The organism is Janthinobacterium sp. 61 (assembly GCF_002846335.1).
In the GTDB taxonomy this organism is placed as follows: Bacteria; Pseudomonadota; Gammaproteobacteria; order Burkholderiales; family Burkholderiaceae_D; genus Janthinobacterium.
Genome location: NZ_PJMQ01000001.1, coordinates 447311 through 460258 on the forward strand (window position 1 = coordinate 447311; position 12948 = coordinate 460258).

At 64.3% G+C, this 12948-nt stretch carries 12 protein-coding genes and 2 tRNA genes; 4 read left to right on the forward strand and 10 right to left on the reverse strand.

Going from position 1 to position 12948, the window contains the following annotated elements; genetic code table 11:
• Positions 1–53: 53 nt before the first annotated feature.
• Complete coding sequence (locus CLU92_RS02110; RefSeq protein WP_143452514.1) at positions 54–623, forward strand: hypothetical protein; 570 nt, start codon at positions 54–56, stop codon at positions 621–623.
• Entirely contained in the window at positions 616–1167 is a 552-nt protein-coding gene (locus CLU92_RS02115) for a hypothetical protein (RefSeq protein ID WP_143452515.1), read from the forward strand. The genes CLU92_RS02110 and CLU92_RS02115 overlap by 8 nt, the downstream gene beginning before the upstream one ends.
• Here CLU92_RS02115 and dbpA read toward each other — a convergent pair.
• From dbpA to CLU92_RS02145, 6 genes are all read right to left on the reverse strand, one after another.
• Positions 1154–2581: an ATP-dependent RNA helicase DbpA gene (dbpA, locus tag CLU92_RS02120; RefSeq protein WP_101480525.1), complete on the reverse strand. Its 1428-nt coding sequence runs from the start codon at positions 2579–2581 to the stop codon at positions 1154–1156. The genes CLU92_RS02115 and dbpA overlap by 14 nt on opposite strands.
• Before the next feature lie 104 nt (positions 2582–2685).
• Complete coding sequence (locus tag CLU92_RS02125) at positions 2686–2922, reverse strand: hypothetical protein (protein WP_101480526.1); 237 nt, start codon at positions 2920–2922, stop codon at positions 2686–2688.
• A 233-nt stretch (positions 2923–3155) separates the two neighbouring features.
• Positions 3156–4820 (reverse strand): acid phosphatase, encoded by a 1665-nt coding sequence (locus CLU92_RS02130; RefSeq protein ID WP_101480527.1) that lies wholly within the window; start codon positions 4818–4820, stop codon positions 3156–3158.
• A gap of 116 nt (positions 4821–4936) precedes the next feature.
• Positions 4937–7393, reverse strand: coding sequence for a TonB-dependent receptor (locus CLU92_RS02135; protein WP_257560875.1), 2457 nt, complete (start codon positions 7391–7393; stop codon positions 4937–4939).
• 140 nt (positions 7394–7533) lie between these two features.
• Positions 7534–8550 (reverse strand): FecR domain-containing protein, encoded by a 1017-nt coding sequence (locus CLU92_RS02140; RefSeq protein WP_101480529.1) that lies wholly within the window; start codon positions 8548–8550, stop codon positions 7534–7536.
• Position 8551: 1 nt separating this feature from the next.
• Positions 8552–9070, reverse strand: coding sequence for a sigma-70 family RNA polymerase sigma factor (locus tag CLU92_RS02145; protein ID WP_101480530.1), 519 nt, complete (start codon positions 9068–9070; stop codon positions 8552–8554).
• A gap of 320 nt (positions 9071–9390) precedes the next feature.
• Between CLU92_RS02145 and CLU92_RS02150 the strand changes: the two genes are divergently transcribed.
• Positions 9391–9951, forward strand: a complete 561-nt coding sequence (locus tag CLU92_RS02150) for a hypothetical protein (protein WP_101480531.1) — start codon at positions 9391–9393, stop codon at positions 9949–9951.
• A 66-nt stretch (positions 9952–10017) separates the two neighbouring features.
• On the opposite strand, the gene CLU92_RS02155 is transcribed toward CLU92_RS02150, so the two are convergent.
• A tRNA-Met gene (locus CLU92_RS02155) sits at positions 10018–10094 on the reverse strand.
• Positions 10095–10205: 111 nt separating this feature from the next.
• Positions 10206–11057, reverse strand: a complete 852-nt coding sequence (locus CLU92_RS02160) for a LysR family transcriptional regulator (protein ID WP_101480532.1) — start codon at positions 11055–11057, stop codon at positions 10206–10208.
• A gap of 110 nt (positions 11058–11167) precedes the next feature.
• On the opposite strand from CLU92_RS02160, the gene CLU92_RS02165 reads away from it, so the two are divergent.
• Complete coding sequence (locus tag CLU92_RS02165) at positions 11168–11560, forward strand: tautomerase family protein (protein ID WP_101480533.1); 393 nt, start codon at positions 11168–11170, stop codon at positions 11558–11560.
• Positions 11561–11620: 60 nt separating this feature from the next.
• Here CLU92_RS02165 and CLU92_RS02170 read toward each other — a convergent pair.
• Both CLU92_RS02170 and CLU92_RS02175 read right to left on the reverse strand, forming a co-directional pair.
• A tRNA-Met gene (locus CLU92_RS02170) sits at positions 11621–11697 on the reverse strand.
• Positions 11698–11753: 56 nt separating this feature from the next.
• Positions 11754–12932 carry a methyltransferase gene (locus tag CLU92_RS02175; RefSeq protein WP_143452516.1) on the reverse strand — a complete coding sequence of 393 codons (1179 nt, stop codon included), beginning with the start codon at positions 12930–12932 and terminating at the stop codon, positions 11754–11756.
• Between the last annotated feature and the right edge of the window lie 16 nt (positions 12933–12948).

Genomic DNA, 12948 nt, shown 5'->3' on the forward strand with positions numbered 1-12948 from the left:
CCTTATGCGTGCCGGCGGGGCATAATGTCCGCCTGATGAACGCGGGAGTTGCCGTGAAGCGTAGTGTGCTGCTATTGAGTTCTTGTCTTGCCTTCTCGTCCGCCCAGGCGGCCAGTGAATGTCCCGGCTTTCCCGCCCTGGCTACGTCGGGCGAGGCGCTGCTGGCGCAAGTGCGCGCGCTGCCGCCCGTCGGCATTGACCGTGAGCTGCAGGCGTGCGCGCCGGCGACCGTCATCGATTTCGCCTACAGCGGCGGCACCTTGTGCCGCTTTGGCGGCGAGGTCGATGCCGCGACAGCCGCCGTCACGCGCCTGGCGGAGGGCGATGAACTGGTCGAGTACTTGTATCTGTTCCCGTATGCGCCCGCCTCGCACGCGCGCTTGCTGGCGCTGCTGGCCGCGCATTTCAGCCAGGTCGACAAGGCGGCTTATCCACCCTTTCTGCAGGCCGCCAGGGCGGGCAAGGAAACCACGGCCCTGTTTGCGCATGGCGGCTACTATATCTCGCTGGGCAAGCCCACTGATGGCGATTCCGCCGCATGGTATTCGAATGTGATCTTTGAAAAAATGGACAAGCCCGCGCTGGGCGTGCGCAAAGTCTGCCAGGATGCTGCCGATGACTGAAGCCGACGCCTTTCCGGCGGCATTGTCCGGCACCTTGGCGGGGCTGTTGCCCGCGCTGTCCACAGGCCAGCTGCACGCGCCGTCGGCACCGTTTGACGTGCATCAGGATGGCAGGCCGCTGCGCATTCCCGTGCGCACCTATTACCAGCGCGAGCAGCTGCTGGCCTGTACGCAGCTGGCAGGCGACGCGGGCGTGCTCGCCCTGTGCCTGGGCACGCGCCACCATGACGGCCATTTGCGGGAAGCCTGTTTACGACAGTTGCTGCTGCAGGAGCGGGCATGGACGGCGCCGTTCGTCGTGCACCTGTGCGGCGAATACGTGCTGGAGATTGTCGAGGCAATTGAGGTGGCGCTGCCAGCCTGGAATGCGGAAGCGCTGGCGCGCTATCTGCGGGAGAATCCCGCGTATGTGGCGACGCTGGAGCGGCGCGCCGTCAGCTACTGGAACTGCTACTATCGTTGGCAATATCCCGTGTGGAAAGCGTATCCGGGAAGCAGGGCCATGGCGGCCCTGCGTGCCTTGCAGGCGCTTACGCCTCGATAAAGCGCATCTTGAAGCTGCGGCCCTTGATGTTGCCAAAGTCGCGGCCCAGCGTATTGCCCGCGTTCAGGCGCTTGAAGGCCGCTTCGGCCACCTTGCGGTCCAGCGCCACGTAGGTCATGAACTCGAATACGTTGATCTTGCCCACCTGCTCCTTGGTCAGGCCAGCGTCGCCCGTCAGTGCGCCCAGCAAGTCGCCCGGGCGCAGCTTGTCCTTCTTGCCGCCCATGATGCACAGGGTGACCATGGGCGCCGGCAGCGCCTCGATCCCGTCATCTTCAGCCAGTTCCTTCAGGTCGTGCCATTCGGCGGCGCTGTTCTGGTACTGCTCGATCAGCTTGACCCATTTTTTCTCGTTTGGCGCGCACAGTGACAGGGCCAGGCCCTTCTTGCTGCCGCGGCCCGTGCGGCCGATGCGGTGGATGTGCACTTCCGTGTCTTTCGATACGTCGACGTTGATCACGGCGCCCAGGTCGGATATATCGAGGCCGCGCGCGGCAACGTCGGTGGCCACCAGCACGGAGCAACTGCGGTTGGCGAACAGCACCAGGATTTCATCGCGCTCGCGCTGTTCCAGCTCGCCGTACAGGGCCAGCGCGGAAAAGCCTTGCTGGCGCAGTTCTTCGGCCAGTTCGCGGCAATGGACCTTGGTGTTGCAGAAGGCCAGGGTCGATTCCGGCTTGAAGTGTTTCAACAGCTTGCCGACGGCGCTATTGCGTTCGTCGAAGCCGATTTCATAGAAGCGCTGCTCGATCTTGTCGTTGTCATGCTGCGCCTCGACCGTCACTTCCAGCGGATTGACGAGGAACGATGCCGTGGCGCGGCGAATGTCTTCCGGATACGTGGCCGAGAACAGCAGGGTCTGGCGGCGTGCCGGGCAGGCGCTGACGATGCCGGCGATTTCCTCGTAAAAGCCCATGTCCGTCATGCGGTCCGCTTCATCGAGCACCAGGGTCTGTACGTGGTTCAGGTTGATGGTGCCGCGGCCCAGGTGGTCGCGCATGCGGCCCGGCGTGCCGACGACGATGTGGGCGCCATGTTCCAGCGAGGCGATTTGCGGGCGCATCGGTGCGCCGCCCGTCAGGGTCAGGATCTTGATGTTGCCGGCCGCGCGGGCCAGACGGCGCAGCTCATTGGCCACCTGGTCTGCCAGTTCGCGCGTGGGGCACAGCACCAGGCCCTGCACGGCAAACCAGGCCGGATTGAGCTTGTGCAGGATGCCGATACCGAAGGCAGCGGTCTTGCCGCTGCCCGTTTTCGCCTGGGCGATCAAGTCGCGGCCATCGAGCACCGCCGGCAGGCTTTGCGCCTGGATGGTGGTCATCTCGTGGTAGCCGAGCGAGTCCAGATTGGCCAAAAAGGCGGGCGTCAGCGGCAGGCTGGAAAAAGAATTGGTGGTGGCAGTGGTCGTGTTCATAGGGGCGGAGCCGGTAAAAAGCGGGTGGATGGGCACAGTCTACAGGCTTACGCCCTTGTGCGGTGGTGTGGAAGCCGGCGGCAAACGGCCGCCCGCATGGGGTGTTAATTATCGGGCGCCCAGATGGGCAAACCGGTCAGATCGAGTCCGGCGTCGCGTGTCCACACGGGCAAGCCAGTGGCGTCCGTCGGCTCCAGCAATTCGAGCTGTACCTGCTTCAGCGCCACCTTGCGCACGCGCGTGCGGCGCTGCGGTTCCGGCGCCGGCTCTGGCGCCTCGTGCGCTGGCAGCGGGCCGAAGCCGGGCAGGTCGATGGTGGCGTTGTCTTTTTTATCTCTCATTTCTGAACCTCTGGTCCCTGGCCGCGAAAAATGGCGCCGGGGAGCGGGCAAAAAGCTGTCCGCTGTGTGAATACTCTGTGCGTCTCGTCCACAAAACAAAAGCCCGGCTACTGGAGTCGGGCTCATTGTTGGAACAACCGTCAGGAATACCTGCCCTGCGGATTTAAGTGCGGCACGCAGTGTATCACAGGCGTGCCGCACTGTGGGAGGCGCCGCGATGTACCGATGCTTTATCAGCGGAAGCTCAGGGCGCCCGTCAGGTCACCCGGCGGCAGCGCGCCACGGGCCGCGAAGGCATCGTTGCGCACTTTCAGGCCTTCGAGCAGCGGCAAATCATGCAGGCGCGTGATCAGTCGCAGGATCGAGGTCGTGTCATAGAAACTGTGGTCGACGGCGCCTTTCTTCGCGTAGGGCGAGACGACGATGGCGGGAATGCGCGTGCCCGGACCCCAGCGGTCGCCCTTCGGCGGCGCCACGTGATCCCACCAGCCGCCGTTTTCATCGAACGTGATCACCACGATCATGTCTTTCCACTGCGGCGATTCCTTCAGATGCTGGATGACGTTGGCCACGTGCTGGTCGCCCGATTCGATATCTGAATAACCGGCGTGCAGGTTCAGATTGCCCTGCGGCTTGTAGAAGGTCACGGCGGGCAGCTTGCCTGCCACGGCGGCGGCCAGGAATTTGTTCGAGATCGGGCTGTCGCCAGTGCCGCCGTCGCGCAGGTGCTCGGCGCGCGCCGCCGTGCCAGGCGCGAACTGCTTGAAGTAGTTCAGCGGCTGGTGGTGGAACTGGAAATTCGGCTTGCTGCCGCCGCCCTTCTGGTCGAGCGCTGCTTGCCAGCCGCCGCCATACCATGCCCAGCTGATGCCCTTGCGCGACAGCAGGTCGCCGATGGTGTCATAGGTTTGCGGCGGCAAGGTGTTCGCGTCAGCCGGGTCGGCATGCAGCGGATCGCCATCAAAGGCGGGGCGGACGTAACTCGGTTGATATGGCGGCGCCATGGTGTTGACGGCATAGCCGTCCGGCGTGAGCGCGCCGTCGTTCACGTACTTCGGCTTGCCATCGAGCGCCGAGGCGGGGCACTCGGGGGAGATCGCCAGGCGCACGCCTTGCGGGCCGTCGGACAGCACGGCGATCTTTTTCTTCGCTGCCGTCTCGGCAGCATTGAAATATTCGTTGGCGCGGCCCGTCACCAGGAACTGGTGGTTCATGTAGGAGCCGCCGAAGGCCGCCATGAAGAAGTTGTCGCACAGCGTGTACTGCTCGGCGATCTGCCACAGGTTCAGGTTTTTCGACGTTTCGCCGTAATGGCCCATCACCAGGCCGCCGCTGTCGGCCCACGCGGCAAAGCCGTCGTTCTTGCCGCCGTTGATCTGCATCTGGTTGTTATAGAAGCGGTGCACGAGGTCGCGCGTGATGATGCTCTCGGGCAGGGGCTTGCCGGCCGCGTCGCTCAATTTGTAGGGAGCGTTGGGCAGGCCGGAAATCTGGTCTTCCTTGATCAGGTAATCGATGCCGCCGATATTTTGCTGGTTCGGCACCAGGCCGCCCCAGATTTTCGGCAGGGTGGCCAGCGGCTTGCCGTCGCGGTCCAGCTGCTGCGCCTGTTCGGCCGTGACGGCGGACAAGGGCGCGCTGGTGCCGGGGAAGTTGGCGAACAGGTTGTTGAAGCTGCGGTTTTCCAGGTAGATCACGACCACGTTCTTGACGTGGGCCTTGAGTTTCGCGTCGAGCGAACCCTTGGCGATGGTCTTTTTGGCTGGCGCGGCGTCGGCCAGCGCCGGCAGGCTGGCAGCCAGGCCGACTGCGGAAGCGGCCTGAAAAATGCGCCGGCGCGAGGGATTGGCGGGTTGGTCGGCCGGATCGGCTGGCAGGGCGGGGGCGAGGTCCTTCACACATTCTCCTTGGGTGTCTCTGTGGGCACGAGTACCGGTGGCGCGGGCCATCGACACTCGTGAAGCGGGAAAATTGTATCACCGGCCCTGCGCCGGCGTGAACTATTCAGCCAGCCCTAGAACTGATAACGCACCTTCAGTGCCACCTTGCGCGACGGGCCATACATGCCCGAGTACCACCAGTCCGACACGGAAGCCGTGTACTGCTTGTCGAGCAGGTTGGCCACGTTGACGGTGGCCGACAGCTTGTCGTTGACGTCGTAGCGCGCCATCAGGCTGGCCACCGAATACGCCTTTTGCTCCCAGTGCAGGGTGCGGTCGATCTGCCAAGCGTCGACCTCCGAATACACGCGGCTTTGCCAGTTCATGCCGCCGCCAAGCGTCAGGCGATTCAGCTCGCCAGGCAGCCGATAAGTGGTCCACAGCTTCACCAGATGGCGCGGAAAGGTGGTCAGGATCGCCTTGCCGGCATTGTTTTCCGTCTGGCTGTAAGACCACGAGGCCGAGATGTTCCAGCTTGGGGTCAGGGCGCCAGTCGCTTCCAGGTCCACGCCCTGGGTCTTGGCGCCCTTGATGGTGCGGTTGGCGGGATTGTTTGTACCAGGCACGGTGTAGCCCGGGTCCGATTCGGCCAGATTGCTCTGGCGGATCTGGTACAGCGCGGCAGCCGTGTTCAGGCGGCCATCGAGCCAGCCGCTCTTGACGCCCGCTTCAAAGGTCTTGCCTTCGCGTGGGGCCAGCAGCTTGCCGTAGCGGTCTTGCTGGGCTTGCGGCTGGTAGATGGTGGAATAACTGGCGTAGGCGCTGTGCGTGCCGTCGATGTCAAATACCAGGCCGCCATACGGCGTGACGACGCGGCTCTCCGAGGCTGGGGACGCGCTGTAGAAGGGCACGGAAGGCGCATCCGAGATGTAATTCTCGCTGTAGCGCAGCACCTTGGCGCCGGCGATCAGTTTCAGGCGCTCGGAGAGATTGAGGCGCGTGGTGGCATACGCGCTGGCCTGGCGGCGCGTGCTGTCGTAGGTGACAAAGGTGTCGCCAAACACGGGCGTTGCCGTGCGATTCCAGCGGTACAGGTTGGCGGGCGTGGTCTGGATACGCTTGTCGAAGCGGCCATCCGTCGTGCTTTGAAATTCGCTGTAGTCCATGCCCAGCACCAGTTCGTGCTGGCGGCCGAACGCGCTGAAGGGGCCGCGCACATTGATGTCCACGCTGTTGACCTGGAGCTGGTAATCGCGGTAATCGGCGCTCAAGCGCAGGCCATCGCCCGTGGCCTGATCGGGGAAGCCATCGCTCACGTTCAGGTAGACGGCGCGCTCTTCCTGCGACGACTGCACGCGGTTGGCCGAGATTTTCAGCTTCCAGTCGCTGGCCAGTGCGTGTTCCACTGTGACGAAGAGGTCGGTCGAATTGGTGCCGAAGCGATTCGACGTGGCCGCCGGACTGAAGGAGCGGGGCAGGTCCGTCATGGCGCCATTGCTGTAGAACAGGGGAAAGCCCAGGTAGGACAGGGATCCATTCGAGCGCTTGCGCTGGTGCGTGACGCCGGCTGTCAGTTTCGTGTCGGCGGACAGGTCCGCCTCGACCACGCCGTAGACCACTTTCTTGTCGCGGCTGTAGCCGTCGATGATGCTGTCGCCTTCCTCGTACACCGTCACCAGGCGGCCGCGCACCGTGCGCGCTTCGTTGAGCGGGCCGGCAATGTCGGCCAGGACGCGCCGCTCATTGTAGGAAGCCAGCTCGCCCTCGACGGAGGCCTGAAACTGTGGCGTCGGCTTTTTGCGCACCATGTTGATGGCGCCCGAGGCATCGCCCGCGCCCGTCATCAGGCCCGAGGCGCCGCGCAGCACTTCGATGCGGTCATATAGCGCCATGTCGGCCAGGCTTTGCGACGGTATCGCGTTGAGGCCCAGGTTTTCCGAATGCGTGCTGACGCCATCGAGCTGGTAATTGGTGATCGAATAGCCGCGCGAAGTAAAGCCCGTGCGCTCGCTGCCCAGCGAGAAGAGGGTGATGCCCGGCGTTTGCGCCATTACTTGCGCGATGGTGCTCAAGCCCTGGTCCTGCATGCGCTGCTGCGTGATGACGCTGACCGACTGCGGCGTTTCCCGGATCGACAGGCCCAGCGGCGTGGCCGTGGCGATGGGCAGGGTGGAAACATACGTGCCCGACCCTTCCGTCGCATCCTGCTGCGCTTTCACCGACACTTCCGGCATCATGGACAGCGCCTCGCCGCCCGCCGCGATATCGGCCGGGCGCAGTACATAGCTGCCGTTGGCGCTGCGCTCGGCCTTCAGGCCCGTGCCGCGCAGCACGCCGTTCAGGGCGGCCAGCACCTCGTGGCGGCCCGTGAGGCCAGAAGACGTCTTGCCGCGCGTCTGTTCCGGCGTGAAGCTGAGGATGACCCTGGACTGGCTGGCAACCTGGCGCAGCGCCGCTGCGAGGTCGCCGGCAGGCACCTGGAAGTCCTGGCTGGCCGCTGGCGCTGCCGCGCTTTCCTGCGCCAGGGCTGGCGCCAGGGCGTTCAGCAGCAGGGCCGAACCGATGAAGACGAGTTGGATGGCATGCGCCATGCGTTTGATGTGCGGCCGTGACCGGGACCTGGAAGACATAACTGGAGACATGGTTACCTTGTGGTGTAGTCGTCAAAAAGAACGTTGCCTACACAGGTCACGCGAGAATCGCAAACGGGTAAGGTTTTTTTGCGGTGGACTCAAAATAAATGCTTGGCGTGCCGGCGCGCTTCCACCTGCACCCAGTAGCGCGTGCGCAGGCGCACGTCGACGGGCAGGGACTCGGGCAGCGACAGCAGCACGGCGTCCAGGTCGGCCAGCGGGAAGACGCCGGAAATGCGCAGCGCGGCGACGTCATCGTCACAGCCCAGCAAGCCGTGGCGGTAGCGGCTCAGCTCATTGAGGAAGTCGCGCAGCGGCATGGCGTCGGCCAGCAGCGAGCCATGGCGCCAGGCCCAGATGTCGGGCGAGACGGCATGCGTGGGCAAGAGCTGTTGCGCCGTCATGCCGCCGCCCTGGCCCGCCTGAATCACCAGCCTGGCATCGCCATGGTGCGGCGTCAGCCGCACGGCGCCTTCCTCGACGGCGACCAGGGTGTTGCCGTCCGCCTGGCGTACCGAGTAGCGCGTGCCCAACGCCTGCGCCTGGCCTTGCGCGGTGTCGACGATGAAGGGGCGGTAGGGCAGGCCCGTGTCGCGGGCGGTGGCGATGAACACTTCGCCCCGCACCAGTTGCAGCAGCCGTTGCGTGCCGCTGAAGCGGATGTTCACGGCACTGCCGCCATTCAGGTGCAAACGGCTGCCGTCGGGCAGGGTCAGCTCGCGGCGCTCGTTGATGCCCGTGGCAATGTCGGCCAGTGCGGCACGGGCCATGTCGGGTGCGTAGGGCGAGCGCGCGCCGAACCAGCCCGTGATGCCGATGGTCGATATCCACGCCAGCAGTTGCAGGCTGTTGCGGCGCGAGACGGGGGCCGCAGGACGCCGTGCCAGGGCCGTGCGGCACGCTTGCGCATCGAGTTCCCGCAAGCCGCCGCTGGCGCTTTCGATGTGTTTCCACGCCCGCTCATGGTCGGGGTGCGCCTGGCGCCACTGGTGCCAGGCTGTTTTTTCCGCCGGCGTGGTGGCGCCACTCATCAGGGTGGCCAGCCATTCAGCTGCCTGCATGGCGATGGCCAGGTCGATGGGCTGGCCCTGTGCGTAGACGGTGGCGCCGCGCATGTCAGTGGCTGGCAAAATCGGGTACGGCAAAAAAGCACAGCAAATTGGCCTTGCTCAGGTATTTTTTGACGGAGTGCGTGGTGGTGCCCAGTTCGGCGGCGATCTCGGCGTAGCTCATGCCGTCCAGGTGGGCCAGCAGGAAGGCAGCCTTGGCCTTGGCGGAGAGCTGATCCAGCGCGCGGTCGATCAGTTGCAGTGATTCGAGCAGGAGGGACATCGCTTCCGGTGAGGGTGCGCAGGCTTGCGGCTGCTGCTGCAGCGCGTCGAGGTAGGCCCGTTCGAGTTCTTCGCGCCGGCAGTGATTGGCCAGCAGGCGCTTGGCGATGGTGGCCAGGAAAGGCCGCGGCTGCACGATGCCGGCACTGCTGCGCGCAACGAAGATTTTGACGAAGGTATCTTGCGCCAGATCGCCGGCCAGCCCCGCATCGTGCAGGCGGCGCTTCAGCCAGTGCAGTAGCCAGGAGTGGTGCTCGGCATACAGGGCCTGGAAATCGGGCGGAGGTGAGGGGGTGGACAGCATGCGTACAGGACGCCTTAATCTAAATGAGAATTGTTCTCATAATAACCTGGCAGTGCGCGCCAGGCAATCAGGAAAACGCGGCGTTGTTGAAATGCGACTGCGCGCCCGGGCCGCGCACGGTGGTGGATTTGCGCTGCTGCACGGTAGATGTAAAAGTTTCCTTGGCGCAAGCTTTCATGTGAGAAAATGCGGGCTGTCGATGTGGTACGGAGCGAAAAATGATGTGGATGGTTGGCGGTGCCCTGATTCTTTTGGTCGCCAGATTTTTATGGTTGGCCTTTTTTCATCGGGTCAACGCGATGTCACGCCAGGCGGAGCTGATGAACTGGCTCGACATCGGCCGGGTGTCGAATGCTGATGGCGGCAAGGATATTTTGTTGGCGAGAAATGAGCGCGGCGCCCGGATCGACTGGCGCACGGGCGAGGTCTGGTTGATGAATCCCAAGGTGGAGGAGCCGTTTGCCGATTTTCTCGCCGTCGAGCGCTGGCTTACCCTGCGCGACATGCCGAAGGCGGACAGGCCTGCGCCAGCCACCCCGGCGGAACCGGAGCCGGAGCCGGCGCCTGAACCCGGACCCGCGCGCGATACCTTGCCGGTCTTCCAGCAAAAGGTCGACGAATGCCTGGCCAAGGCGGAAGGCGGCCAGGAATTGCTGGAAACGAAGCAGGCGTTCGAGGCGGGCAGCGAGCCTTACCTCGAGGCGTCGACGGAATTGAGCAAGACCGCGCTCGAGCTCGACGTGTCGCCAGCGATGGTGGCCACGTTTCATATCAGCGCCTTTGCCGCGCTGGCTGAAACGGCGGGCGCCGACAAGCTGGAACGGGTGGCGGCCAGCCTGCATGCTGCAGCCAGGCAGATCAGGGCCAGCGTCGCAGCCTGAGCACGGGCCAGGCCTGGAATGAAAAAGCCGCTGATACCCTTGCGGGTATCAGCGGCTTTCATGTATTGGTTGCGGGGACAGGATTTGAACCTGTGACCTTCGGGTTATGAGCCCGACGAGCTGCCAGACTGCTCCACCCCGCAGGCGAATTATAGCGGGGTTTGCTGCAATGCGCAATGGCCAGGGCAATTGCGCAGGATAGGGCGCAAGGCGGCGGCACGGCAACGCCATTGTGGCGCAGGCATCATCGTGATTTATGCCGCCGTCGAGCGGATGGCGGCGGCCAGGCGGCGCAGTGAGTCCCGCGTCTGTGGATCGGCGGCATTGGAATACAGCAGCACGTCCAGCGTGGGCAGGGCCGGTAGTCCGAACGTTGGCCCCGCGTCCATCGTTCCTGCGGGCGCCACCCGGCACCCCAGCGCCGCAATGGCGAAACCTGCCGTAATGGCGGCGCCGATGGTGGTGATGCCGCCGCCGACGAAAACCTCGGTCCACGCGATGCCGTGCTCCTTGAGCGCGGCGAGTGCAATGCTTCTTACCCGGCAAGACTCGGATTGCGCCGCGAGACGCAAGGGCTCGTCCGGGTGGTATGCGAAGCCGGGGGCGGCCATCCAGCCGAAGCGTTCTTCGAGTATCACATCGCCACCTTTGCGCAGATGGTCATGCCCCAGCACGATGGCGGCATCAAGCGTGCCGCGATCAAAGCAGCCGAGCACTTCGTGCGATGAGGCGATGCGTACTTCCAGCACCAGATCCGGCTCGGCGTCGTGCATGTGTTTCAGCAAGAGTGGCAGTTCCGCGCCGACGATGTGGTGGCTGATGCCGATCACCAGTCGCCGCTTGCTGGCGCTGAACGCGGCAAGGGCGCCTTGATGGGCTGCTACCAGCTTGCGCGCTGCGACCATGAACTGGTGTCCGTCCGCAGACAGGCCCACCAGGCGCGGCGTACGGTCCAGCAAATGCCGGCCGAGCATCTTTTCCAGTCGCTTGATCTTCAGGCTGACGGCCGACTGGGTGGTGTCGAGCGCCTCGGCCGCGCGCGTGAAGCTTTTCAGTTCCGCTGCCAGAACGAAGGCTTGCACGGCCTCGATATCGAGCGTCTTCATGGGCAATCATTTAAAAAGCGAATCATTGAAATATGGTGCCATGTGTTTTCATTATGGTCAATAGCGCCTATCGTTAGCTATCTCAATCAACCATCAGGAAGGAGTCACTCATGCCGATGACACGCGTATCTCTGCGGCGGGGCAAGCCCGCCACCTATCGCCGGGCCATACTGGATGGCTTGTATCTGGCCATGCGCGAAACGTTTGACGTGCCGGACGATGACCGCTTCATGACGATCAGCGAACACGACGAAGACGATTTCAACTACGGCAAGTCGTATCTTGGCATCGCGCGCAGCGACGATCTCGTCATGATCCAGATCACGGTCAGCAAGACCCGGACGATAGCGCAGAAAAAGGCGCTCTATGGCCGGATCGCCGAGCGCCTGTCCAGCAGTCCCGGCCTGCGTCCCGAAGACATTTTTATCAACCTCGTCGAAGTGGCGCCCGAAAACTGGTCGTTCGGCCATGGCGTCGCTCATTACGCGCCGCGCGACGCCTAAGCGTTACAGGCATGAAAAAGCCGCTGATCCCTTTGCAAGAATCAGCGGCTTTCATGTATCTGGTTGCGGGGACAGGATTTGAACCTGTGACCTTCGGGTTATGAGCCCGACGAGCTGCCAGACTGCTCCACCCCGCAGGCGAATTATAGCGGGGTTTGCTGCAATGCGCAATGGCCTTGCAGCAGATCTGGTATCAGGCAGCTGCCAGGCGCCACAGCGACGTGATTTCCTTCGAGCGGGCCGCGTGCAGGCTGTCCGTGGCGTCCTGCGCGCGCGGGTGCGTGGGTTTCACGTCCAGGCGGTCGAGCACTTTCAAACCCGCTTGCGCTATCCACTCGAGCAATTGTGCGCGCGGGCGCAGGCCCAGGTGCTCGGCCAGGTCCGATAAGATCAGCCAGCCTTCGCCAGCCGGCTCCAGATGATCGGCCAGGCCGGCCAGGAAGCCGCGCAGCATGCGGCTGTCCGGATCGTAGACGGCGTATTCGATGGGCGAGCTTGGACGGGCCGGCAGCCATGGCGGATTGCACACGACCAGCGGCGCGCGTCCAGCAGGGAACAGGTCGGCCTGTACCACGTCGACCTTGCCTTGCAAATCGAGGCGGGCCAGGTTTTCGCGCGCGCAGGACAGGGCGCGCGGGTCCTGGTCGGTGGCGACGATGCGGTCGATGCCGCGCTGCGCCAGCACGGCGGCCAGCACGCCCGTGCCTGTGCCGATGTCGAAGGCCAGTCTGGCGCGCGGGGGCAGGGGCGCGTCGGCCACCAGGCCCACGTATTCGCCGCGGATGGGCGCGAACACGCCGTAATGGGGGTGGATGCGCTGGCCCAGGGCCGGCAGTTCCACGCCCGTGCGGCGCCATTCGTGCGCGCCGATCAGGCCCAGCAGCTCGCGCAGCGAGGCGACGAAGGTCTCGTCGCCGCGGCCATATGCCTCATTGCATGCCAGTTTCACGTCCGGCGCGCGGCGCAGCGGAATCGTGTAGTCGGCGTCAAAAGGCAGCAGCAGCATGGCCAGGGTGCGGGCGCGTTGCGATTGGGCCTGGCGGTGCAGATGGAAGGCTTCCGTGGCGGACGGTTCCGGTTTTGCCAGCTTGGCGGCCTTGGCCTTCTTGCTGGGTTTGTCGTTTTTGTGGTCGGCGCGCCGCGCCAGCGCCTGCAGCAGCTGGCGCGCGTTCTGGAAGTCGCCGCGCCACAGCATGGCCGTGCCTTCGCAGGCCAGGCGGTAGGCCTGGTCGGCCGTCGTGCGGTCATCCGCGATGACGACGCGCTTGGGTGGCGGCATGCCGCTTTCCGAGCGCCAGCGGGCCGAATGCTCGGCGCCGTTTTCGCTCCAGTGGATCTGCGGATGAACGGTAGGTGAAGAGGTGTCGGACATGGGATTCAATCGATAG

Bases quoted from the DNA above. Each gene is read 5' to 3' on its own strand.
- CLU92_RS02150 (WP_101480531.1), top strand. From the start codon at position 9,391: ATGAACTGGCTCGACATCGGCCGGGTGTCGAATGCTGATGGCGGCAAG.
- CLU92_RS02145 (WP_101480530.1), bottom strand. From the start codon at position 9,070: ATGCTGTCCACCCCCTCACCTCCGCCCGATTTCCAGGCCCTGTATGCC.
- CLU92_RS02160 (WP_101480532.1), bottom strand. From the start codon at position 11,057: ATGAAGACGCTCGATATCGAGGCCGTGCAAGCCTTCGTTCTGGCAGCG.
- CLU92_RS02115 (WP_143452515.1), top strand. From the start codon at position 616: ATGACTGAAGCCGACGCCTTTCCGGCGGCATTGTCCGGCACCTTGGCG.
- CLU92_RS02175 (WP_143452516.1), bottom strand. From the start codon at position 12,932: ATGTCCGACACCTCTTCACCTACCGTTCATCCGCAGATCCACTGGAGC.
- dbpA (WP_101480525.1), bottom strand. From the start codon at position 2,581: ATGAACACGACCACTGCCACCACCAATTCTTTTTCCAGCCTGCCGCTG.
- CLU92_RS02165 (WP_101480533.1), top strand. From the start codon at position 11,168: ATGCCGATGACACGCGTATCTCTGCGGCGGGGCAAGCCCGCCACCTAT.
- CLU92_RS02140 (WP_101480529.1), bottom strand. From the start codon at position 8,550: ATGCGCGGCGCCACCGTCTACGCACAGGGCCAGCCCATCGACCTGGCC.
- CLU92_RS02125 (WP_101480526.1), bottom strand. From the start codon at position 2,922: ATGAGAGATAAAAAAGACAACGCCACCATCGACCTGCCCGGCTTCGGC.
- CLU92_RS02135 (WP_257560875.1), bottom strand. From the start codon at position 7,393: ATGGCGCATGCCATCCAACTCGTCTTCATCGGTTCGGCCCTGCTGCTG.